The sequence below is a fragment of the Sulfurimonas sp. genome, from assembly GCF_019429335.1.
Taxonomy (GTDB): Bacteria; Campylobacterota; Campylobacteria; order Campylobacterales; family Sulfurimonadaceae; genus Sulfurimonas.
Genome location: NZ_JAHYJB010000002.1, coordinates 33,134 through 56,452, shown reverse-complemented (window position 1 = coordinate 56,452; position 23,319 = coordinate 33,134). Strand labels below are relative to the sequence as shown.

20 protein-coding genes, 1 pseudogene and 1 CRISPR repeat array (1 of these 22 running past the window's edge) are annotated in these 23,319 nt (G+C 38.3%); of the genes and pseudogenes, 9 read left to right on the top strand and 12 right to left on the bottom strand.

Annotation, left to right across the window (positions count from 1 at the left end; genetic code table 11):
• A CRISPR array of direct repeats spans positions 1-831; the repeat unit is 36 nt; unit sequence ATCTACAACAGTAGAAATTTGGTGGTATCTTTAGAC (it extends 5,241 nt beyond the left edge of the window).
• Positions 832-947: 116 nt separating this feature from the next.
• The 5 genes from cas2 to K0A91_RS01505 are packed head-to-tail and all read right to left on the bottom strand — an operon-like array spanning position 948 to position 7,362.
• Positions 948-1,223: a CRISPR-associated endonuclease Cas2 gene (gene cas2, locus K0A91_RS10985; protein WP_366511613.1), complete on the bottom strand. Its 276-nt coding sequence runs from the start codon at positions 1,221-1,223 to the stop codon at positions 948-950.
• On the bottom strand, positions 1,220-2,191 hold the full coding sequence (cas1, locus tag K0A91_RS01520) for a type V CRISPR-associated endonuclease Cas1 (protein WP_295007455.1): 972 nt from the start codon (positions 2,189-2,191) through the stop codon (positions 1,220-1,222). Before cas1 ends, cas2 begins: the two co-directional genes overlap by 4 nt.
• Positions 2,188-2,742, bottom strand: coding sequence for a type V CRISPR-associated protein Cas4 (gene cas4 / locus K0A91_RS01515; RefSeq protein ID WP_295007453.1), 555 nt, complete (start codon positions 2,740-2,742; stop codon positions 2,188-2,190). Before cas4 ends, cas1 begins: the two co-directional genes overlap by 4 nt.
• Position 2,743: 1 nt before the next feature.
• Positions 2,744-6,406, bottom strand: coding sequence for a type V CRISPR-associated protein Cas12a/Cpf1 (cas12a, locus tag K0A91_RS01510; protein WP_295007451.1), 3,663 nt, complete (start codon positions 6,404-6,406; stop codon positions 2,744-2,746).
• 59 nt (positions 6,407-6,465) lie between these two features.
• Positions 6,466-7,362, bottom strand: coding sequence for a WYL domain-containing protein (locus tag K0A91_RS01505; protein WP_295007449.1), 897 nt, complete (start codon positions 7,360-7,362; stop codon positions 6,466-6,468).
• A 136-nt stretch (positions 7,363-7,498) separates the two neighbouring features.
• On the opposite strand from K0A91_RS01505, the gene ispG reads away from it, so the two are divergent.
• The 3 genes and pseudogenes from ispG to K0A91_RS01490 form a co-directional block, all read left to right on the top strand.
• Positions 7,499-8,560, top strand: a complete 1,062-nt coding sequence (ispG, locus tag K0A91_RS01500; protein ID WP_295007447.1) for a flavodoxin-dependent (E)-4-hydroxy-3-methylbut-2-enyl-diphosphate synthase — start codon at positions 7,499-7,501, stop codon at positions 8,558-8,560.
• Positions 8,560-10,011 carry a replicative DNA helicase gene (locus tag K0A91_RS01495; RefSeq protein WP_295007446.1) on the top strand — a complete coding sequence of 484 codons (1,452 nt, stop codon included), beginning with the start codon at positions 8,560-8,562 and terminating at the stop codon, positions 10,009-10,011. Before ispG ends, K0A91_RS01495 begins: the two co-directional genes overlap by 1 nt.
• Before the next feature lie 3 nt (positions 10,012-10,014).
• A pseudogene (locus K0A91_RS01490) lies at positions 10,015-11,139 on the top strand (ComEC/Rec2 family competence protein); the annotation flags it as partial.
• Positions 11,140-11,148: 9 nt separating this feature from the next.
• Here K0A91_RS01490 and K0A91_RS01485 read toward each other — a convergent pair.
• The 3 genes from K0A91_RS01485 to K0A91_RS01475 form a co-directional block, all read right to left on the bottom strand.
• On the bottom strand, positions 11,149-12,045 hold the full coding sequence (locus tag K0A91_RS01485; RefSeq protein WP_295007444.1) for a YihY family inner membrane protein: 897 nt from the start codon (positions 12,043-12,045) through the stop codon (positions 11,149-11,151).
• 100 nt (positions 12,046-12,145) lie between these two features.
• A complete protein-coding gene (locus K0A91_RS01480; RefSeq protein ID WP_295007442.1) occupies positions 12,146-13,531 on the bottom strand; it encodes an FAD-linked oxidase C-terminal domain-containing protein in 1,386 nt (461 codons plus the stop codon).
• On the bottom strand, positions 13,500-14,408 hold the full coding sequence (locus K0A91_RS01475; protein WP_295007440.1) for a plasminogen-binding N-terminal domain-containing protein: 909 nt from the start codon (positions 14,406-14,408) through the stop codon (positions 13,500-13,502). The genes K0A91_RS01480 and K0A91_RS01475 overlap by 32 nt, the downstream gene beginning before the upstream one ends.
• Before the next feature lie 113 nt (positions 14,409-14,521).
• Here K0A91_RS01475 and K0A91_RS01470 point away from each other — a divergent pair, with 113 nt between their 5' ends.
• On the top strand, positions 14,522-15,730 hold the full coding sequence (locus K0A91_RS01470; protein WP_295007438.1) for a peptidoglycan DD-metalloendopeptidase family protein: 1,209 nt from the start codon (positions 14,522-14,524) through the stop codon (positions 15,728-15,730).
• The gene (locus K0A91_RS01465) at positions 15,699-16,265 is read left to right on the top strand and encodes an NUDIX hydrolase (RefSeq protein ID WP_295007436.1); all 567 of its coding nucleotides are present in this window, start codon (positions 15,699-15,701) and stop codon (positions 16,263-16,265) included. The genes K0A91_RS01470 and K0A91_RS01465 overlap by 32 nt, the downstream gene beginning before the upstream one ends.
• Here K0A91_RS01465 and K0A91_RS01460 read toward each other — a convergent pair.
• The 3 genes from K0A91_RS01460 to K0A91_RS01450 form a co-directional block, all read right to left on the bottom strand.
• On the bottom strand, positions 16,262-18,196 hold the full coding sequence (locus tag K0A91_RS01460; protein ID WP_295007434.1) for a primosomal protein N': 1,935 nt from the start codon (positions 18,194-18,196) through the stop codon (positions 16,262-16,264). The two genes, K0A91_RS01465 and K0A91_RS01460, sit on opposite strands and share 4 nt — an antisense overlap.
• Before the next feature lie 42 nt (positions 18,197-18,238).
• Positions 18,239-18,700 (bottom strand): type II secretion system protein, encoded by a 462-nt coding sequence (locus K0A91_RS01455; protein ID WP_295007432.1) that lies wholly within the window; start codon positions 18,698-18,700, stop codon positions 18,239-18,241.
• Between the two features lie 110 nt (positions 18,701-18,810).
• Positions 18,811-19,233: a type II secretion system protein gene (locus K0A91_RS01450; protein ID WP_295007430.1), complete on the bottom strand. Its 423-nt coding sequence runs from the start codon at positions 19,231-19,233 to the stop codon at positions 18,811-18,813.
• 146 nt (positions 19,234-19,379) lie between these two features.
• Here K0A91_RS01450 and flgB point away from each other — a divergent pair, with 146 nt between their 5' ends.
• The 4 genes from flgB to K0A91_RS01430 all read left to right on the top strand — a co-directional run bounded on the left by flgB (position 19,380) and on the right by K0A91_RS01430 (position 22,481).
• Positions 19,380-19,811 carry a flagellar basal body rod protein FlgB gene (gene flgB / locus K0A91_RS01445; protein WP_295007428.1) on the top strand — a complete coding sequence of 144 codons (432 nt, stop codon included), beginning with the start codon at positions 19,380-19,382 and terminating at the stop codon, positions 19,809-19,811.
• Between the two features lie 10 nt (positions 19,812-19,821).
• Positions 19,822-20,316, top strand: coding sequence for a flagellar basal body rod protein FlgC (gene flgC, locus K0A91_RS01440; RefSeq protein WP_295007426.1), 495 nt, complete (start codon positions 19,822-19,824; stop codon positions 20,314-20,316).
• A 12-nt stretch (positions 20,317-20,328) separates the two neighbouring features.
• A complete protein-coding gene (gene fliE / locus K0A91_RS01435) occupies positions 20,329-20,628 on the top strand; it encodes a flagellar hook-basal body complex protein FliE (RefSeq protein WP_295007424.1) in 300 nt (99 codons plus the stop codon).
• A gap of 92 nt (positions 20,629-20,720) precedes the next feature.
• Positions 20,721-22,481: a penicillin-binding protein 2 gene (locus tag K0A91_RS01430; RefSeq protein ID WP_295007422.1), complete on the top strand. Its 1,761-nt coding sequence runs from the start codon at positions 20,721-20,723 to the stop codon at positions 22,479-22,481.
• Here the strand turns inward: K0A91_RS01430 and panC are convergent.
• On the bottom strand, positions 22,458-23,303 hold the full coding sequence (gene panC / locus K0A91_RS01425; protein WP_295007421.1) for a pantoate--beta-alanine ligase: 846 nt from the start codon (positions 23,301-23,303) through the stop codon (positions 22,458-22,460). The two genes, K0A91_RS01430 and panC, sit on opposite strands and share 24 nt — an antisense overlap.
• Positions 23,304-23,319 lie beyond the last annotated feature (16 nt).

Below are 23,319 nucleotides of genomic sequence, written 5' to 3'. Positions count from 1 at the left end.
TATCTTTAGACGAAAAGAAACAAAAATCGAAGAACTTATCTACAACAGTAGAAATTTGGTGGTATCTTTAGACTTGAGTGGAAATGGTCGTCTTTTGTTCATCTACAACAGTAGAAATTTGGTGGTATCTTTAGACCCTCAAAAGGCGGAGGCACTGCTTCAAATCTACAACAGTAGAAATTTGGTGGTATCTTTAGACAACGACTTAAAAGAATATATCAACAAGATCTACAACAGTAGAAATTTGGTGGTATCTTTAGACCCTTGCGCTTCGCTTGTTTTGCTTTTTATCTACAACAGTAGAAATTTGGTGGTATCTTTAGACCTGATAATGAGAAGTTCAAATATCTCGTATCTACAACAGTAGAAATTTGGTGGTATCTTTAGACCTTCGTCACGATGGATTGAAATTTCTAGATCTACAACAGTAGAAATTTGGTGGTATCTTTAGACGAGTTTGCGCTAGGTGCATCACTTGAATCTACAACAGTAGAAATTTGGTGGTATCTTTAGACAACGTGAACTAAACATATTGCTTTATATCTACAACAGTAGAAATTTGGTGGTATCTTTAGACCCCGTCAGGCAATAAATATGTACCCGAATCTACAACAGTAGAAATTTGGTGGTATCTTTAGACTATCAACCTCTATCTTTACACTATCAAAATCTACAACAGTAGAAATTTGGTGGTATCTTTAGACAAAAAAAGTAAAACTGGATTAAGAATAGATCTACAACAGTAGAAATTTGGTGGTATCTTTAGACACAGTAGAGCAGGTACAAAACTTTGTAATCTACAACAGTAGAAATTTGGTGGTATCTTTAGACAGATAAACTGCCATTTTTGTTACCATACGTGCCATTTTACCCTATTTTTATTCAAAAATGAGGTAAAAAGTTGGCAATAATTCAATAAAAAACGCATAAAGACTAAGGTTTGCATTTTAATCAATTATGATTAGGTCTTCCTCATCGTTTTTGGCATAACCGTACCTTGTTATTTTACACTGTTCACTCAGATTAAAAATGATGATACTATCTGTTTGAGAGAAACATTTTTCAAACTTATTTTTTATTTCGGAAGAAACTAACGCCAAAATTCTTTTGCTGTTTCGGATTTGAAATATCGAGTACTGCAAACGAAAACCGTATTTTAAAAGAAATTTTGAAAATCTTGTACGAAGTTTGTCGTTACTAATGTCATATGAAACTATAATCATGGTATTTTTCCTAAAAACATCGGGTATGCACCAATGGTTCTCTCTTGCATAAATGCTCTATAGTACTGCTGTACATACAAAAACATTTCGTTTTTATATTCCAAAATCGCTTCTAAGAGCCATTTAGTATATGGCTTTGCTTTATCTCCAAAAAGACGGTATTGACCATTTATAAAATCAAAATCATCTGGATTGATTTGTCCTAGATTATAGGCTTTTCTGATTCTATAATCCACTATAGGTCGAAACGGCTCTACAATATCTGCGACTAAAGATTTTCGCTGATAAAACTCTTTGTGATAAACACCTTTGTAGGTATCAAAGCCGTAGAGATTAAGCATAGCGTCTATGAGATGGAAAAGTTGCATGTAGCCTATATCTAACAAAAGGTTGATAATATCTTTTTTGGTTCTGGGCGTTCGCCCGTTCCACTCGATATTGTCAAACATGTGGGCAAAATAAAGTCGCGAAGCCACGCCCTCAACACCTAAAATTTCTTGAAAATCTAAAGACTCATCTAAAAGTCTTCCTCGATAGTCACGAAGTTTATCAATAGCTTGAGTCAAAGCGTCTGATTTGTTACGTCTTTTTTGCAGATGGATAATCTGCTGATCGATTTTGTTTTGCACAATATGAAGTGCAATAGCATTACTTTTATAAGCGTATTGTTTTTGTCGCAACAGAAAATTTCCTTCGGTTTTATACTGCCACATGCCATAGGGGATAAGCCCGTAACTTAGTAGCGTGATACTAAAACCAAACTTCTTTGAACGCTGTAAAAGCCCCGAGGTGATACTGATATTTCCGACTATCATAAGTGCAAAAAGTCTATAGCATGTCGATTGATGTTTAATCTTCCCATCTGCGTCTGTAATGACAAAATTATCGTTTTTAAAACTCAATTTTTCGCCATGGTTTAAAAGTGCAATAATGATCTGCTTTTGTTTGAAATCTGGAAGACTCATCATATTGCCACATCACATAAATAACGGTAGATACATCGAAAGCATTTGTTTGGGTTTACGGCAAAGGGTGCACTCATATCAAAAATGCGTATTTGTTGTAAAAGTGATTCAAAAGCACTCTGATGCGCTTTGTCTTGACTTGGCAATGCAATGGGGTACACTTTATTGTCATCCATACTGTAAAGTCTCATGGCATGTACCTCGTAACCCGACTCCACCAAACAATGGTACTGTGCATAAAGTTGGTAGATATAGCCGTCATAGATTACTTTTATCTTTTTTTTACGCTCAGTTAGCACTCCGGTAGCTGTGTCAAAAGTGTCTATTTTTCCACCTAAACCATATGTCTGGCTATAGATTTCTATGGTTTGCAGCACTTTTTTTGCCGTTGTGTAGGTTTTTGCATCGACTGTCGCATGTGCGGCTTTACCCTCACTTTGGTCGGTACTGTGATACAAACTTTCATCACTTCTGCCGTAAAGCTGATGAAAGTAAATCGAGCGAGGACAAAAGATAAAATCGTTTAAAAACGAAATCGGGATATAAGGCTCCACACTAGCTCTCCAAACCTTGAGCATAGCGGAGCCAGTCACGATTTGAAATCGCCAAATTTACTTTTTTGAGGTCATCGGCTTTTTGGATGCGACGCATGAGCATCAAGCCTTTACGAGCAATGTTGTACGCACCGTTTGCGTCGGCGTCTTTTGGTAACAAACCATGAGCTTTGCGGCTATCGTAAAAATTTCCTTGTTTATCTGCGACAGGAGAGACAAGGTAATCTATGTCAGTACCCGTAATAGAGTTACGCATCTGAAGTGTAAAACGTAAAAGGCGTAAAAGCTTCTCAAAAAATTCTTTGTCGTCATGCGCTAAAATCGTTGCTTTTAAGTCACCCGTATAATTACCAAATAAATTTTTAAATTCGGTTGTGAGATGAAGTGTTTTATTGTCCCATTGGTGATTTTTTTCCGCATTTCTAAAACTCACAATTCGCTCACCATAAGTACAAAGTGTCCATTCGCTACGAGTCTCTTTGGCTTTGTCGGTAAAGTCGTTGTAATCAAATGCAAACTCAAAGTAGTCTTTGGTTTCGTTGTAGCATATGGATTTAAATTTAGCAAAAAACGCTTTGGATTTTTCTACACTTGCATAACGAGTATCAAAGAGATCGACAAACCCTGCAACTGGGTCTATTTTAGAAGTATTCCACGCAGGCACATAAAATAAAAATCCGTTTTGTTTCCCCATTTTTTCAAAGCTTTGGAACTTGTTCGTAAGTTGGAGTGCGTTAAAAATACCGCCTAACTCGTCGGGCTGTTTTTTCTTATCGACCAGATAGTTCAGCTTGTCGATAAGCGCTTTTTCAAATTTTTGATAGACCTGTTTTTCTACTTTGAAACGTCCTCGTTTAAAGCCGAAGTTGAGATCTTCCATCGCTACGATCGCACCGTGTTCAACGATGAGTGTCGCGATTTTATGGATGACGTGACTTAAATATCCTTCTTTAAGCTCCTTGATATTTTCGACAGTTCCCCACTCTTTACGTGCTTTATCACGGTCTTTTTCTTTTGCGTCAAGTTTGGCATGGTAGTCGATAACATGCTCTTTACTGTTATAACTATTTACTATTTGATTCAGTGTAAATTGTTCTACAATCTGCCCTTTAGCATCAATAAGTGAAAGATAGAGCAGATGGCGCTCACCGCGGTCGATACCAATAACTTTGATATTGTCGGGATTTGCACGAATATACTCAAAAGTTTGTGGCGTGATATTTTCGTTGCCCTTTGCTTTAAAGTTGAGCGTTATGGGTACATGAAACTGGAACTTATCAAAAGCGAAACGGCGGTCTTTGATAATCGGGTATGCGAATTTATCTTTAAGCGTATTGTGGTGATGCCCAAGTTTAAGTTTCTCTTCGGAATAGTCGATTGACTTTTGACGGAAAAATATCTCCGCTTGCCCATTGAGCTTGTAGATTACATCGGCGAGATTTTTTTCATCAAAAAGTGCACGCCAATAAAGTGTGTGCATATTTGGCGTACCTTTGCTAAATGGGGAGAAATCTTTGTTGTAGATTTGGAATAGGTATAGCTTGCCTGCATCGACAAGAGAATTTAAATAACTTTGTGAAATTTCAACAAATTTAATCTGATAAGCTTGTTGGTTAATATGCTCAGTAAACTCTCCAAAATCCTTGTAATTTTCACTCGCATTAAATTCAAAAGAATACTGGTTAAAATATTCAATCGTTCTTTGTTTATAATAATCAATAAATTTCACTAAATCATTCTTATTAAAAGTTATGCTCATTTTTGAATATGATTTTGCTTTACGGATTTCATTAATTTCATTTGGAAGATATTGATTTTTTAAACTTTCTAGTTGTAAATTTTCACCTGCAAATTCTCCACTTTTTTCTTTTCTTCCATTTTTTTTAACAGTTTTCCCATTTATTACCATGAGATTTTGAACATCTTTACTTGGGTCTGCTGCCTGTAAATAATTCATTTTTAATATAACATCTGTTTTATCTGTCGGTAAAGGATGATTTTTAAAAAAACGCTTACTTCCACTACTTAATATTCCTAAGTAAAATAACCCATCTTTTTTAAAAATTACTGATGAAGTTGCAATCTCTCTGTCAACTGGCCATCCACCCAATAACTCTGGGTTTTCAAAATTGAGTTTAAATTTTTCAAGTGAGTACGGTTTTTTCGTCATGAAGTTTCGCACTTTGTCGTAGAGTTTAACCACACCGCTTAGACTCGCAAAATAGGAATCAAAATAGGCATAAAAAGCCACATCTTTTTCAAGGTCGTTTGGAGCATTAAGCGGTTTTAAAAGCCGTTGATACGAAAGTAGCGTATCTAAAAACGTTTTTAAGAGTTCTTTGTTTGAGCTGTTTTGTTTCCAATCGTTGTAAGCGGTTTGGATTTGCTCGATGAGTTTACTAGATTCGCTTTGAAAATACTCCATCATTTTTACAGAAAGTTGAGCCGACTTTAAAGCTCCATCAATCTGCTCAATACTAAAATAACTGTTTTTTTTGTTAAAAAACTTCTCTTCGTCTGCGGCTAAATCTTTTGACTTTTTAGGTTTATTGACTTCCCAAAGCGCTTCTTTGATGATGCGATAATCTTTGAAAATCACTTGTGATGCACTTGTGAGCGCCACATCATTTTTAAAATAGATTTTGGACAAATCGTAATCTTGCGTTTGCGCTAAAAGTTCAGGCAGCTTTTCTAAAAGATTCACTTTACCGTCACAACATTCAAAGGCTAACACCTCGTTGCCAAAATAGGTTTGCACACCTTTCACAAGCTCTTCGTAATTTTCAAATGCTTCTGGGAGCCAAGAGAGCGTCTCTCGGTCGCTTAGTATTTGTTTGTGTAATGGTTTAAGATTTGGTAAATCACGCTTAGACAAGCCTTTTGCTTGACGATAAAGATTGATTTTTTCATTAAAACCTTGAATTTTTAGTTCATCCTTTTTAATACCGCCAATCATTTGATTGTAAAGATTAATATGGGTTTGCGAAAGCATACGATTGAAATAACTTAGTTCAAACATATCCTCTACAACTGCTCCATTTAGATGTTCAAGCAGGGCATTTTGCGTCTCTTGTGCGAGATGCGGTGCTTTTTGTTTGATTGTCTCAAAAAGTTTTTGGTTTGTTAAAAAGATAGGCAAGTTTTCGTGGATGATGCGGTATGCGATAGAAGAGTGTTTTGCTTCATCTGTGTACATATTGGCACGATTTTCATGAAAGCCAGTAAAGTATGTAGTGAAATTATCAAAGTGTTTCACAAGCTCTTTTTCTTCTTCAGATAAATTCTGCCAATTTTTCAAATCAAGTTTGATAAGCTCTTTTTTAAATAATGTTGCAAACTTAGGATGTTTCTTAAAACTTACAACAATCTCTTTGCGTAATACATCTTGAAGTTTTTCAAAAGCTTTTTCGTCGCGATTTTTATCAAAAAACGCAATTTCGTAATCTTCAAGTTTACTCAATGAAACAGCATCAAGTGCTTCTTCAATAAATGCTTTGTGGTACTTATCGATAACTGTTTTTACTTCTTGATACTCCTCTGCACGTGTTTTATCTTGCGCAATGAGACCTTTAGCTTCTATGTGTTTGAGCGTTTCGCCGAGAGGTTTAAGTTCAAAACGCAAAGTTTTTGAAAGTGCGTATTGATTTTTAAATTGGTCTAGCATCTAAACTCCTTTTTTTGATTGTTATTTTTACATAGCTTACGGACAACGTCATGTCCTTTTTACGCGTCAATGTATTTTTGCAGCTCCTTTTTAAATGTTTCATGAATCCGTAAAGGTGCAATTACTTTGAGATTTGGGAGCCATTTTTTTAGCATGTGGATTACTTCACTATCACTCGTGGCATGTACGCTTATCTCAATGTCGCCGTTTTCATAATATTTGAACACTCTTTGTGTTTTACTCAGTGGACGCCTAGAGAGATGTTTTGCTATATTATTATTTACATGTAGCAGCACTTCAAAAACTTCTTCTTGTGCTTCAAACCAGATATTCAAAGCATTTTCCATCACTTGTAACGCGTGTATATCGCATGTAAAAGTCTGCTCTTTTAGAGAAACATTTTGAATATCTTTAAAATAAAAAGTTTTGTATTTGTTGTTTTCCTTACAAAAAAGATACCAAAATCCCTCAAAGCTTGCAATTTTATATGGGTCTACCTCTCGTGTTACAGTTAGATACTCCAAAGATACGACACGCTTTTGTTCTATAGCATCTTGCATAATTAAAAATAGTTCACTTTTATCGGTAATATCCTCAATGACTGCATTAAAAAAGAATGGATGTTTTGCAGATGGATTATGAAGCTTTGAAAGTTGTTTAGAGATAATTTTAGAGGCACCGTCACCCATACTTTTTGAAAACTGCTCAAACATTTCAAAAAGTAAGACCTCGTCTTCTTTTGAGCTTTTAAGGAGATGAAAACCATCTTCATATTTATAACCATCACTAGTTTTTTCAATAGGAAAATAGGAAAGTCTCGTAAAATCACGGCGTATAGTTCGCGGCGAAACATTAAAATCTAGTGCTAAGTTTTTAGCTATAAGCACTTCGCCTTCATAGAGACGTTTTAAAATTTGAAGAAGTCTATAAAGTGCCTTATCGTATTCTTTTTTCATTTTTTACTCTAATTGTTAATTTTAACTTTGCTTAGATTTTATCCGAAATAAATTAAATTATGCATTTTTATTAATCCTGAATTCAACCAATAAATACCAAAGCACTTTTTTAGACCAAAAGAGATAAAATCTCTTTATGATAAAAAGATACCCAACCAAACAGATATTTGTTGGCAATGTTGCAGTTGGCGGTGACGCGCCTATCAGCGTTCAGTCGATGACATTCTCAAAAACTTCCGATGTTGAGGCTACAGTTGAGCAGATAAAAAGACTCCACTTTGCAGGGTGCGACATTGTACGTGTAGCAGTTCCGCAGATGGAAGATGCGCTGGCACTAAAGTCAATCAAAGAGCAGATTTCACTCCCGCTTGTTGCAGATATTCACTTCAACCATCGTCTTGCACTTATTGCCGCCGAAGTTGTTGACTGCATACGCATAAATCCAGGAAATATCGGCTCAAAAGAGCGTGTAAAAGAGGTAGTGAAAGCATGTAGCGCTCGTAATATCCCTATTCGCATCGGCGTAAATGCAGGAAGTTTGGAAAAAGAGTTTTTAGACAAGTACGGGCAGACTGCTGAGGGAATGGTGGCATCCGCAGAGTACAACATTAAGTTTCTTGAAGATTTGGGGTTTAGCGACATCAAAATCTCCCTAAAAGCAAGCGACGTACAAAGAACCGTTGACGCGTACCGTATGCTTCGCCCAAAAAACAGCTATCCTTTTCATCTTGGAGTTACAGAAGCAGGAACCTTGTTTCATGCAACCGTAAAAAGCTCTATCGGTCTTGGCGCACTTCTGCTTGACGGTATCGGCGATACGATGAGAGTAAGTATCACCGGAGAGCTTGAAGAGGAGATAAACGTCGCACGTGCTATTTTAAAAGACAGCGGCGCGGCAAAAGATGGGTTAAATATCATCTCATGCCCTACCTGCGGACGTATCGAAGCTGATTTGGTGAGTGCGGTCGGCGAGATAGAGAGACGAACAGCACACATAAAAGCGCCGCTTAACGTCTCGGTTATGGGATGCGTTGTAAATGCTATTGGCGAAGCCGCACATGCGGACGTAGCCATTGCTTACGGCAAAGGAAAAGGTCTTGTCATGGTAAAGGGTGAAGTCGTTGCAAATCTAGACGAGAACGAACTTGTAGAGAGATTTGTAGAAGAAGTTGAAAAAATGGCGAAAGAGGCTGAGTAATGCACGATAATTTATACAATTTAGCTTTTGAGAGAAGCATATTAAGCTCTATAGTTTTTGAGCCAAGTCAGTTTGACGAACTTAGTAGCACGCTAAAAAAAGATGATTTCTATCTTCCTGCTCATCAGGATATCTTTCATGTAATGACTCTGCTTTTGCAAAAAGATCAGCCTATTGATGAGGAGTTTATAAAAAAAGAGCTCATCAAGATGAAAAAGTTTGATGAGCATGTCATGCTTGAGATTCTCTCTGCAAATCCAATCTCAAACACAAGAGCCTACGTCGATGAGATAAAAGATAAATCACTCAAACGCAATCTTTTGACGCTTACAACCGAGATAAAAAGAGTAACAGTTGAAGAGGAGCTTCCAAGTGCGGAAGTTGTTGATATTGTAGAAAAAAAGCTCTATGAGATAACCCAAAACAACCAGACAAGCGACTTTAAAGACTCTCCAAAGATGACATTCGACACGATGGAGTACATCAAGGAGATGAAAGCTCGCGGAAATAATGTGCTTGTCGGCGTTGATACAGGTTTTCACGAACTAAACAAGATGACGACCGGTTTTGGAAAAGGTGATTTGGTAATTGTAGCTGCGCGTCCTGCCATGGGAAAAACCTCTTTTATACTCAACACAGTAAACAGCCTTATCGTTCAAGGAAAAGGTGTTGCATTTTTTTCGCTTGAGATGCCTGCAGAACAGCTAATGCTTAGACTTCTCTCTATTCAGACGTCCATTCCTCTTCAAAAACTTCGCGTCGGCGATATGAATGATGACCAGTGGAGTTCACTAAACGGCGCTATTGACAGAATGAACAGCGCAAAATTATATGTTGACGACCACGGAAGCATAAACATAAACCAGCTTCGCTCAAAGCTAAGAAAGCTCAAAAATCAGCACCCAGAGATAGAGATAGCAGTAATCGACTACCTACAGATTATGAGCGGTATCGGAACTCAAGACAGACACTTACAGGTCTCAGAAATATCTCGCGGGCTTAAAATGCTCGCACGTGAGCTAAACATGCCGATTGTCGCACTCTCTCAGCTAAACCGCGGACTTGAATCCAGAAACGACAAAAGACCGATGCTCAGCGATATCCGTGAGTCCGGCTCTATCGAGCAGGATGCGGACATCATCCTCTTTGTTTACCGCGATGACGTCTACCTCTACAAAGAGGAGAAAGAGCGCGAAAAAGCAGCTAAAAGCGAAGGCAAAGAGTTTACTTCGACATACATTGAAAAAGAGGAAGAAGATGCCGAAATCATCATCGGCAAGCAGAGAAACGGTCCTACAGGACATGTAAAACTTGTTTTTCAGAAAAAACTTACCAAGTTTATAGATCCGCTTCCTTATGCAAAAGGCGTTGAGACCATTTATGAAAATGTTGACACGCGCTCTGCAAATATCAATTTCTCCAACGACTCCATCTCAATGCCGCCGCTCTAAAAGATGATAGAGAGAGTCTCGTTATTTAACAAAAAGCGGGACTTTTTCATCTTTATCTTTGCTTGCTTGCTCATCCTAAGCGTTTCACTTTTTATAGAGTATAGAAACTTTTTGGAGTTTAACCGCTTTGACTCGGCACTTGTTGAAGCTAGCGTATTAAAACAGTACACAAAGAGCAAAAACAACAGAACCTACCAGGTGCTAAAACTAAAAAGTTCAGATGGGCTGACATTTTATACAACCGCAAAAAAATCGCTTCAAGATGTAAAAACAAAGAGACTAAAACTTGAAATATGGCCAAAAGATTTGAACTTTCAGGGGTACCTGACTACCTTTTATGCAAATAGCAAAATCAAAGATATAAATGAGTCTCTCACTCTAAAAAATGGACTAAATGCTTACATATCAGCTTCACATGAAGATAAAAACGTTGCAAATATATATCAGGCTCTCTACACTGCTGCGCCGCTTGATAGTGATTTACAAAAAACTTTTTCAAATTTGGGGGTCTCTCATCTGCTTGCCATAAGCGGTTTTCACCTCGGCGTCCTAAGTGCCCTGCTCTACCTATTTTTGCGCCCAGTTTACTCATTTGCGCAAAACAGATACTTTCCATATAGAAACTCAAAACTCGATATATTTTTGGCGGTGGCATTTACGCTTTTTTTCTACATGTTATTTTTAGATTCTCCGCCGTCGCTTATCCGCGCTTTTGGAATGCTGGTAATTGGTTTTGTGCTTTACGACAGAGGCATTAAAATAGTATCGATGCAGACTCTCTTTTTAAGCGTATTGCTTATTTTGTCATTTTTCCCGCGCCTTTTCTTCTCACTTGGTTTCTGGCTCTCGGCAAGCGGAGTTTTTTATATATTTCTTTTTCTGATTCATTTTAAGCATCTAAACAAGCTATGGCGATTCACACTTCTGCCCATCTGGGTTTATGTTATGATGCTTCCGTTTTCTTTGGCAATATTTGAAAACTTCAGCGTCTATCACCCGCTTTCAATCATCTGGACGACACTTTTTACCCTCTTTTATCCGTTAAGCATATTTCTACATCTGATAAATTTTGGAAATCTTTTTGACGCACCGCTGCTTTGGCTTATAGAGATGGGAAGAGAAGGAGTTTTGATAAAACTAAACCCCTACCTCTTCTATTTTTATCTCACGCTCTCCATCGGGGCTGTTTTCATGAGGTTTTTCATGTGGAGTCTGCTTCTCTTTGGAAGCTCTGTTTTCATACATGCGATTTATAATGTAGCATAGTTTAAGGCCGTAGACAAAGATAATCCATGAGGCATAAATCCATAAAAATAGAAAGATGAGAATAGAGAATGAGCCGTACATTGTCTCATATGCTTTGTTGTAAAAAACGTAGTAGATAAAACCGTTTTTTGCAACACTAAAAATTATTGATGTCACAAATGAGCTGATAAGCGAAGCTTTTGCGCTGATTTTAGTGTTTGCCGATATTTGAAATATAAGAAAAAAGAGCGCCCAAATAATGAGATATGGAACATAAGGCAGTATGTTAATCCAAGACGTATACTCGCTGCTTGCCATCAAAGAAGCAGCGTAACCTGTTATATAAAAAGAGACTCCAAGTCCTATAGGTGTTAATGTCAAAAGAGTCCAAAACGTAGTTACAGACTGCCAGACCCCCCTGTTTTTTGCATGAAATATCTTATTGGCTATATACTCGAAGTTTTGAAAAAAGAGGAGCGAAGAGACGATGATTACTGCAAAACTTATCATGCTCATCTTGATTGAATTTTGTAAAAATGAGTTTATATGCCCCATCAGCGTGTCAGAGTTTACCGGCATAAGGTTTGAAAATATAAACTCCTGAATCTTGACATAATGCTCTGAAAAATTTGGCAGAGAGGTAAAGAGCGTAAGAACTATGAGCAGAAGGGGAATCAGCGTTAATATGGTATAAAAGCTAAGACTTGCAGCATAAAAGGTGAGGTCTTTGTCTATAAATGATGTTATAAAAAGTTTGACGTGATTATAAATTTTTTTAAAAATCGGCACCAAAAAACTCCCCACCTCTATATCTAGGTTTTATTATGACACAATAACACTAATCTATAAAAAAACATAACAAATATATCTTTTTTACTCTATGGGATTATTAATTTAATCCCATCTTTGCAGGATTAAGGATGTTGTTTGGGTCAAACGCCATCTTAATAGATTTAAATAGAGCCATCTCTTCGGGAGTAAACGCCATCGACATGTAGGGAGCTTTTGCAAGACCTATGCCATGCTCTCCGCTAAGTGTACCGCCTAAATCGATAGTAGCCTGAAACACCTCTTCTATCGCCCGATAAGCAATCTTTACCTGCTCTGGGTCTTTGCCGTCAACCATTACGTTTGTATGAACATTGCCATCCCCAGTATGCCCAAAGCATGGGATTTTAATATTGTATTTATCGGCAATTGCATAAAATCTCTCTAACAACTCAGGCAGCGCAGAGCGTGGAACAGTTACGTCTTCATTTAACTTTTTGCTTCCATAAACACTCAGCGAAGGAGATGCGTTTCTTCTTGCAAACCAGATATCTTTTGCCTCTTTATCATCTTTTGCGACCTTAAACTCACTGCATCCGTTTTCGCGAAAAACTTTCTCAATCTGGGAGAGTTGATAGTTCAAATCCTCTTCAAGATTTCCGTCAACATCTGTCACCAAAAGCGCACCAGCATCAATAGGAAGCCCTTTTTTGTAAGTCTGCTCAACCGCTCTTATGGTTAAATTATCTAAAAATTCCATTGCAACAGGCGTAATTCCGCTTGCCATAGTTTTATAGACCGCTTCCATAGCCATACTCACGGTCGGGAAAATACCCATTGCAGTTTTTGTCATTTTCGGTTTTGGGATAAGTTTTAGCGTTATTTCGCTAAGCACCGCCAAAGTCCCCTCTGATGCGATTAAGATGCCGCTGATATTGTATCCTGCCACATCTTTTATGGTTCTCTTTCCGGCTTTAATGATATCTCCGTTTGGAAGTACCGCACGAGTTGCCATGACATAATCTTTTGTAATACCGTACTTCGCAGCTCTCATACCGCCTGCGTTTTCGCTCACATTACCGCCGATGCTTGAGTACTCTTGAGAAGCAGGATCTGGCGGATAGAAAAGTCCCACCTCTTCAACTGCCTTTTGCAAATCCATGTTAATAACTCCCGGCTGAACGACTGCAACCATGTTTTTCATATCAATCTCTAGAATTTTATTCATATGCTTTTCCATAGCCAACACAATTCCGCCGCTGCTTGGAAGTGCTCCGCCCGTAAAACCGCTTCCTGCACCGCGAGGAACTATAATGATTCTATGCTCATTGCAGTACTTTAGAATCTTGCTTATATCATCTTCATCTCTTGGAAATATAACTGCGTCAGGCTCAAAATGCTCACGTGTTGCATCATAAGAGTAGGCTATTAAATGCGCTTTGTCGTAGTAGATATTTTCTTCGCCGACAATGCTCCTAAAATGGTTTAAATACTTTTTGTTTATCATTTTTTATTCCTCCGGAATTAAATTCTTCAGATGATTTAAATACTTCAAACGGTTTAAATACTTTTTGTTTATTATGTTTTATTCCTCCAGAATTAAATTCTTCAAGTAATTCTTTTAGTTTTTTGCTACCGCTTTTTAGAATCTCATGAAGCTCTTTGTTTTGCGGATTTGCTATTAGCATCAGTTCGTAGTAGTAAGGTTCATACTCCTCAAGTTCGTCGCTTCCATCTCCCCACCAATTGGCATTAATCCTAGGAACCCTTGTATAAAACGGAAGATTTGTCTCTTTTTGCTCTAGTTTTGCATCTGTAATGGCTAAAATGTTAAAACTTTTTGCATCCAATGTATAGACTCTCTCGTCCAAATAAATAAACACCAAACCTACAGAACTCTCAACGCTCATCTGGGTAAAATCACTTCTTATTGGTGTAGGATGTCCGTTAAACGACAAAAGGGTTGCAAAAATATCAGGGTGAACCCACTGCAATTTTGAGTTTTTTGTAACTCTGTAATAGATATCTTCATTTGGAGCTATCAGCAAACCCCTTGTATATCCAAAAGCCAAAACAGCCATATCTCCGACTTTTACTTCCCATTTTCCATCTGGCAAAGCGCCGCTGTTTAGAGCATCATACTCGCTTATTGCGACTTTTGCAATTTTACTCTTCTCATCAAAACTCTTCACTACGGCATTTTTTAAAATTGTCGTATGTCCCTGCGAAATCTCATGAACTATAAAACCACTCACACCTACATCAATCTTCTCAACCTCTACAGTGACCTCTGTCGCGTCATCATTAATCCCTTTAATAGGGGCCTCGACAACCGCTCCGAAAAGCTTTAGAGATATAAATAAAAATAGAAATATTTTCTTCATTTTTTCACTTTGTAAATAATATAATGCGATTATATCAAACAAACCTCACACTAAGGCAAATTTTGTTAAAGTTTTAAAAATTATTTTAAAATTTATGGTTACGGTTATAGCAAATGATTCGATTATTTATACTTTTATTCTTGACTACATCCCTATTTGGCGCACGCGTTGAGACATTCCGCTGGAGCAGCGGCGAGACTTATCTGACGTTTTTAGAGAGAAACAATCTCCCCTTAAGACCGCTTTATTACAATCTAGACGGAGATGAACAGCAGCTTAGTGAAGAGATTTTATCGGGCGTTCACTGCCAAATCTCAAGAGAGAAAAACGGAGATATTTCTCAGGTTTTTATTCCTCTAAATGATGAACTTCAAATTCATATATACAAAAATAATGGGCAGTATCTCTTTGAAACTATCCCTATTATCAGCGAAACGAGAACCGAAGCTTTTACTCTCAAAATAGAGCATTCTCCATATCTAGATATCATAAGAGAGACAGGTTCAAAAAAACTTGCAAAGATTTTTGTCTCAAGTTTTCAAAACTCCCTTAACTTTAAAAATGACCTCAGAAAAGGCGATACGCTTGCTATGGTGTATGAGCAAAAATATCGTCTAGGCAAGCCGTTCTCAATGCCGACACTAAAGGCAGCTATGATCGAAATGAGGGGCAAAAAACACTTCATATACCTAAACAGCGACGACAGGTTTTACAACCAAGATGGAAACGAAGTTGAGGGATTTTTACTCGCAACACCTGTTAACAACGCAAGAATTTCATCGCGCTTTACAAAAAGAAGATTTCACCCGGTGCTTAAAAAATATCGCGCCCATCAAGGCGTTGACTACGCAGCTGGGCGCGGTACCCCAATTATAGCGGCAGGAGATGGAAGAGTGGCTTTTATAGGCGAAACCAGAGGCTATGGAAAACTGATAAAAATAGAGCACAGTAACGGTTATTTGAGTCTTTATGCACACCAAAACTCTTTTAAAAAAGGGTTGAGGAGTGGCTCTGCAGTTAAAAAAGGCCAAGTCATCGGCTATGTAGGAAGCACGGGACTCTCAACTGGCCCTCATCTTCACTTTGGCCTCTATAAAGACGGTCGAGCAATAGACCCTCTAAGAGTCGTTCAAGTAGCCACCAAGAAGCTAAAAGGTACCGAGAGAACAGCATTTTTAAAACTTAAATCGAACTACGACCAGAGCCTCAACCTCCATGTAACAAACGAAACAAAATTCACAAGAGTCTCTATGCCTGATAACGTCTGCTACTTTTTTAACGGGGAGCAGTGTGTACAAGATAAACTCGATTCAGAATCTTGAGAATCCTAGATTTATAAAACCCATCTTGATTAACTACTCTCTAAAAGGTGTAGATAGGGTATGGGAAGCAGTCATCGCGCATGATAGCGTTGCAGTGCTGCTTTGGCACAGAGAAAAAAATGCTTTTATCCTTGTAAAACAGCTTCACGCTACAGTTTTAAACAAAAACAGAGAAAACGGGATGATGTACGAACTTTGTGCAGGGATAGTTGATAAAAATCTAAGCCATGACCAAATCGCAAAAGAGGAAATCTTAGAAGAGTGCGGTTATAACATACCGATAGAAAATATCCAAAAAATCAGCTCTTTTTATACAAGCGTAGGAATATCAGGAACACATCAAACGCTCTACTACGCCGCTTGCGATGACTCCATGAAGGTAAATAACGGCGGCGGACTTGATGATGAGGATATAGAGGTTGTTTATGTCCCGCTTGAGAGTGCAAAAAAATTTATGTTTGACGAGAGCTACCAGAAGACTACGGGCGTAATGATGGCGTTTTACTGGTTTTTTGACAATCAACACTCTCTCTAGCCAAATTCGATAGGATCCATGTCTATCTCCGCCAGACCATTCTTACATGTAGAAATCGCTTTTATAATATCCGTGCTCTTATCTGAGCGCAGAAGTATCTCAAACCTGTACTTATCCGCAACCCTCTCAATAGCGCATTTTCCGTATCCTACTATCTCCACGTTTGAGAAATTTTTCAGACACTGCTGCATCTCATTCATCGCCTCCTGAGCTTTTATGCCGTTTTTGTGTGAGAAAAGTATGCGGCAAAGCTTTTTATAGGGCGGATAGAGCTCTTTGCGGTACTCTTTCTCCTCTTCTAGAAAATCCTCATACTTATCAACATAAGCACTAAAAAAGCTCTCGTTAAAACTCTGCACCAGAACTTTTGCACTCTCTTTTCGCCCGCTTCTCCCCGCTACTTGGACGAGAGTTGACAACGCCTTTTCTCTTGCTCTGTAGTCGCTCATATTTAACATGTTGTCCATGCCTAAAACAATTGCCTGCGCGACCCCATGATAGTCATGCCCTTTGCTTAGCATCTGAGTTCCGACCAAGATATCAATCTCTTTGTCGTTAAATCTCTTTAGCGCACTTTTTAGCTTGTTTGTCGTAGTTATAACATCTCTGTCAAACTGCTCAACCGCAGCATCTGTAAACGCCTCTTTTATCTCTTTAACGGCTTCTGCGGTTCCCAGCCTTGAACTTGAGAGATTATGACCTTTGCACTCAGAACAAACCTGCGGAATTGCCTGTGCAAAATTGCAGTAGTGGCACTTGAGAGAGCGCGTTTTTTGATGGATGCTCATTCCGACACTGCAAAAAACGCACTTATGGGTATGTCCGCAATCTGAGCAGATAAGATACTTGAAATTTGCACGTGTAGGGAGAAAAACTATTGTCTGCTCTTTGGCAAGGAGACTCTTTTTTAGACTCTCCATTATCAAAGGTGACAAACTCTCTGCACTCCTCTCATAAACAAACTCTTTTTTAGAGTTATAAAACCCCCCTTTAAGTCTTACATGTGGAAACTTTACGTAGGTACTCAAGCTTGGCGTAGCACTTCCCAAAACAACGGGAATGTCATAGAGCTTCCCCATATATATAGCGATGTCTCTTGCGTTGTAACGAGGTCTTGAAGACGACTTGTAGCTGTCGTCATGCTCCTCATCCACAACTATAAGACCTAGCTCTTTGATGGGCAAAAACAGAGCCGAACGGGGACCTGCTATTATCTTTGCTCTTCCGTCATAAATCTTCTCCAGCGCCTCTTTTTTCTGCTTTGGGGTAAGTTTTGAGTGCCACATAACAACTGCATCGCCAAAATGATTGTGCAGTCTTTGGTTCATTTGCGGAGTCAGAGAAATTTCAGGCATAAGAAAAATAGAGCGTTTGTTTTGCTCTATCATCTCACTAAAATAGTACATGTAGATTTCTGTTTTTCCGCTGCCGGTATCGCCAAAAAGAAGAGAGGTCTTATGCTTTTTTAAAAAAGCTAAAGCCTCTTTTTGTTTGTCTGAGAGAACAATGTTACTGTGAGATTGCCGCGCTTCGCTCGCAATGACGAGGTTGTGCTCGCTCGCAATGACGAAGTCCGTCACTGCGAGGAGCGTAGCGACGTGGCAGTCTTTGCTCTCGTTCCCAAGTTCTACTTGTGAATGTGTCGCCACATACGCCAGCATAAGCCCAAGCGCTTCACCAAGCGAACAAAAATAGTAAGAAGCTATAAACTTAGCAAGCAAAAGCTGTTGCTCAGAGTAATAAGCATCATAAACTTCCAAAATCTCGTTTGTTTCAAACTCAGGTTTTTTACATGTGGATAGAACCACTCCAAAAGCATCCCTGTTTCTCACATTTATCTTTACTTTTGTGCCGATTTCTATTGTCTTATATGATTGATATGTAAACGATTCTAGCGGTGAGTTAAGAAGTGCTATGTTGTAGTAGTGCAAAGTTTTCAGACGGTCCGATACTTTAGAAAAAATAAAAATTTATCAGTCAACTAATGCGTTACAATCGTTAGTATCAGGCGTACATACGAAAGTCCCTGCTTTATTTGAGCCTGAATCAGTAGGATAATAAGTAAAAGTTGTAGTTGTGGAACCGACTTTAAATGTATAAACATTCTCACTTGTAATAGCCCAATCACCAGAGCCTGTTCCTGCTTTTATGCCATATGTTAAAAGTGTTCTGTTAACACCATCACCTGTAAAAAGTGTTGTGGACGAAGTAGACGGACTCAGCTTTGTTATATATAAAGGATTTCCTTTAATTACCTGAGTTTGTCTCTCATTTACAATAGCTGTACGAATAGTTGCAACATCCGCACGACCCTTGGCAAGATCTGCTATTTCTCTTGTTTTGCCAAATTTTGGAAGAGCCACCCCCGCTAAAATGCCTAAAACAACGATAACAAAAATAAGCTCAATAATGGTAAAAGCTCTAGAAGAGTTCATAAAAAACCTTAGGTAATAATTTTAAAATTATTCTAAAATAACTTGAAAACAACTACTTTTATATGCATTCCCACGCAGGAGCGTGGGAACGAGAGAAAACGAGAGAGCAATTATTGCTTAGTCCATGAAAGGATAGGAGACTCTGTACGAGTTGGTAAAGTTCCATTTACATCAAAATTACCATTTCCAAGTTCTATTGTAAACAGAGTTGGACCTGTAACGGCAGCAATAAAACTAGCAGCTCTTGTTGCTTCATCATCTCCTGCATTATCCGCACATTCTATTGGTACTACTATCTGAGCTTGCAACAAAGGACCAGTAAAAGCCTCTGCAACAGTAAGGTTGTTTAAAACCATATTAGACCACATTGCAGGAAGAACGGTACGATTTAGTGTACCAACAAACGCTTGACATTTACCAGCCTCTGCCTGCTCAGAAACACCTATAAATCTTGGCAACGCAACCGCAGCCAAAATACCTAAAATAACGATAACAAATATCAACTCTATCATAGTAAAACCAGCTCTTTTCATAAGAACTCCTTGTAAAACAAAAATTCGGGTTACTCTAATAACCTTGGCAAACATTATGAAGCAGATGTGATTAAGATATGCTTAAATACCTAAAAACTACAATTTGGAACTTTATTTGCTAGTACTGTTTTATCAAAGGAGTTAAGATGAGCATACAGATTTCAGCATCACATGCATTAGCGGCAAAAGCACTTGATTTTAGAGCAATTCGCCAAGATATGATATCTTCAAATATTGCAAATGCCGACACTCCTTTTTACAGACCAAGAGATATCAGCTTTGAAAACGCATTAGCGCAGGAAAAAGCAAAAATTTTAAACAAAAACAGCCCAAAACTAGAGATGGCTCAAACAAACACAGCGCACATACCCCTGCAGGATGAGAAATCATCAAGCAGAGCAAAAACGTTTTTTAGAGACGGTCACATGGCAAGAAATGACGCCAACAGCGTTGATTTGGATGTTGAGACTACAGAGATGAGCAAAAACTCCATTATGTTTGCCGCTTTAATCAGTGCTATGAAAAAAAATTCAGAAATATACAAAAGCGTTATAGATTCATCTTCTAAAGTAAGCTAAGGATTACTACATGTCAAATTTTTTAAATAGTTTTGATATCAGCGGGTACGGGCTTTCTGCCCAAAGAGTTCGCGTAAACACAATCTCTCAGAACATTGCGAATGCGCAAACAACTAGAACTGATGAGGGCGGACCTTACAGACGCAAAGAGGTAGTCTTTAAAGCAATTGACTTTAATGAGCAGTTTAACAAAGCACTAAGCGGCATGACGGACAGCGTGGGCTACAGTGACCCTTTAAATGAGGGTGCGTTTGGCAAAAAAGTAAATCCTGCTATAATGAGCGTTATTGTTGATAAAATTTCACGCGACGACAGAGAGCCAAAGATGAAATTTGACCCTGCACATCCTGATGCTGATGCAAACGGCTATGTGGCATATCCAAATATTAATCCTGTTATCGAAATGGCCGATTTAGTAGAAGCAACACGCTCTTATCAGGCAAACGTAGCAGCTTTTGAGAGTTCAAAAAATATAGCTAACAGCGCAATTTCGCTGTTGCAGTAAAAGAGGTAAGTTATGAGTGGCATTAACGGTATTTCAGGCGTTTCATCCGCCGAATTATTAAAACAAAAGGGTGGCGTAGAGGGTGCTAGTGGCGAAGGTTTTGCCGAGCATCTGAAATCTGCTCTAAATGAGGTAAACGAGTTTCAAGAAAAGGGTGACAAAGCTTTGGGCGAGATGGCAAGCGGACAGGTAAAAGACCTTCATCAAGCCGCGCTCGCTATCGGAAAAGCTGAGACAAGCATGAAACTTATGCTTGAGATAAGAAACAAAGCATTAAGCGCATATAAAGAGCTTGGAAGAACACAGTTATAATCTATGCCACTGAAAACGGACGAGTTCGTTTTCAGTGCGTAACATCAGTTAAAATGCTATAATCCCTTTTAAAAACAAGACAGCAAAAAAATATGAACAGCCAAAATAAAAGCAAAAAAATAACCATTCTTTATGCGCTTCTCGTTGCAGGATTTTTGCTTTTTCTGGCTGTTATGCTTATCACTACACTAAAACCGCGCGACCTCCCCTCTCTTTATACAAAAAATACATCTAAAGCCGTCAGAGGCTCAATCATTAGCGCAGATGGCTTTCACATCGCAACAACCGTAAAGCTTTATAAAGCTATTGTTAACACTCACTATATTGATGAAAAAAAGAGAGATTTGTTTATAAAGCTCTTTAGCATCTACTCGGAAATTGACACCAAAGAGATTGAACAAAAACTAAATAAGCAAAAAGGGATAGTTGTTTTAAGCTACAACATACCCCAAAAACAGGCTCAATACCTAAAACAGTTGGCATATGAGTTCAGACGCCTTAAAGTTTTTGTTGAGAGAAAAAATTCGATAACCGGAAAAACTTCACTTCATGGGCTGAGCATTATTGAAAGCGGAGAGAGCAGAGAGTACTCATACGGCAAGCTTTTAACACCTATCATAGGCTATCCACACAAAGCAGAAGAGGATGGATATACTTACGTAAAAGGCGTCAAGGGGCTGGAGAAGAAGTTTGAGAACGAACTTCAGGCAAAACAGGATGAGTTAAGCCAAGGCTTAAGAGATGTAAACAGCTATATTATTTTAAATAAAAACAGTTTTACAAAACCCGAAATCAACGGCTATGACATAAAGCTAAACATTCCAGTTTCGCTTCAGATACGCATTGAAAAAATGCTTGATGCGATGAAAGAAGAACTCCAAGCAAGAGAGGTCATTATTACGATAATGAACTCTGCAAATGGAAAAGTTGTCGCTATGGCAAGCTCAAACAGATTTTTGCCAAAATCAATACAAAAAAGCGACTACCCATCACTAAACAGCGCGATGATAGAGTACAGCTTTGAACCAGGAAGCGTTATCAAAACAGTTACATTCGCTCTTCTTTTAGACAAAGGATTAGTAAACCCTTATGATTTGGTAAACGGGCATAACGGGCGCTACAAAATCGGGAGAAAAATTATAACAGATGAGCATAAGTTCGACTGGCTCAGTGCCGAAGATACGATTGTTCACTCATCAAACATCGGTATAGCACAGCTTGCTCAAAAACTTACAGGTACAGAGTTTAACCAAGGACTTATAAATTTTGGCTTCTCTAAAGCCTCTACGCCTGACCTTGTCTATGAGAGAGCAGGATCGATTCCAAGCACTATGCAGCTAAACAACGAAATTTACAAAGCAACATGTTCTTACGGCTACGGCATGCGTGCAAACCTTATGCAGCTCATCCGTGCGTACAGCGCTTTTAACAATAATGGAAGAATTGTTACCCCAAAAATAATAAGCTCTCTTATAGATAACTATAAAAGAGAGATTCTGATTCCCAATGAAGAGCAGATTCAGGTTATAAAGAGCTCGACTGCGCATAGAATGAAAAAAATTCTAATCAAAACCGTAAACGAGGGAACTGGGGTAAAGGCAAAAACAGATGGTCTTGAAGTAGGAGGCAAAACAGGAACAGCACATATCGTTGAAGAGGGAAAATATGTCAACGAATACAATACCGCCTTTATTGGTTTTGCCAACGATGAAGAGAACAGATATACTATCGGCGCAATTGCTATAAGACCTAAAAAAAGCCAGTTTGCTTCTCAAACAGCCGTACCTGTATTTAAAAACGCGATTGATATTATGGTTGAAGAGGGTTATCTAAAGCCAAATATTGTCAAGTAGCCTTGTAGTTCCCACTCTAACTTCAACCAAAATTACCGTATTTCCTATCTCTACATGTGAGATTTGATTAAACTCACGGTTTAGTATCTCCACATAAAAAATATGCATAGGTGATAAAATCTCTCTCATCTTGGATGTTATCTCCTTAGAGTCAAGAACTCCTCGCATTACCATGGCAGTAGCGTTGCGAAGTGAAGTGGCTATTTTTAGAGCCTCTTCTCTCTCCTCTTTGCTTAAATATGCGTTTCTGCTGCTAAGAGCAAGCCCATCCTTTTCTCTTACAGTATCTACCGGAACTATCTCAACATCCATAAAAAAATCTCTAACCATTAGAGAAATAAGGTTTAACTGCTGTGCATCTTTTTTTCCAAAATAGGCTCTAGTCGGATTTACTATATTTAAGAGCTTCATGACAACCGTTAAAACGCCGTTAAAATGTCCAGGTCTGCTCTCGCCCTCAAGAACAAATCCTCTTGCCTTTGGAGCCAAAATTGAAGCCTCGTCTTTTGTGTATATATCATCAACATCTGGAAAGAAGAGCACATCAACTCCGCTTAACTTACACAACTTTGTATCGGCCACTTCCTTTTTAGGATATTTATCTAAATCTTCTCCCTTCAAGAACTGTGTAGGGTTTAAAAATATGGAGACGACAACAAAATCATTTTGCTCTTTTGCTTTTTTTATTAATGATATATGTCCCTCATGCAAAGCGCCCATTGTAGGCACAAAACCAATACTTTGGTTTCCTTGAAAACCTACAGAGAGATTTATATTTTTTAAATACTCTTTAAGTTCTCGCACGGTAGAAATAATCTTCATTTTAAGCCTCAATTTA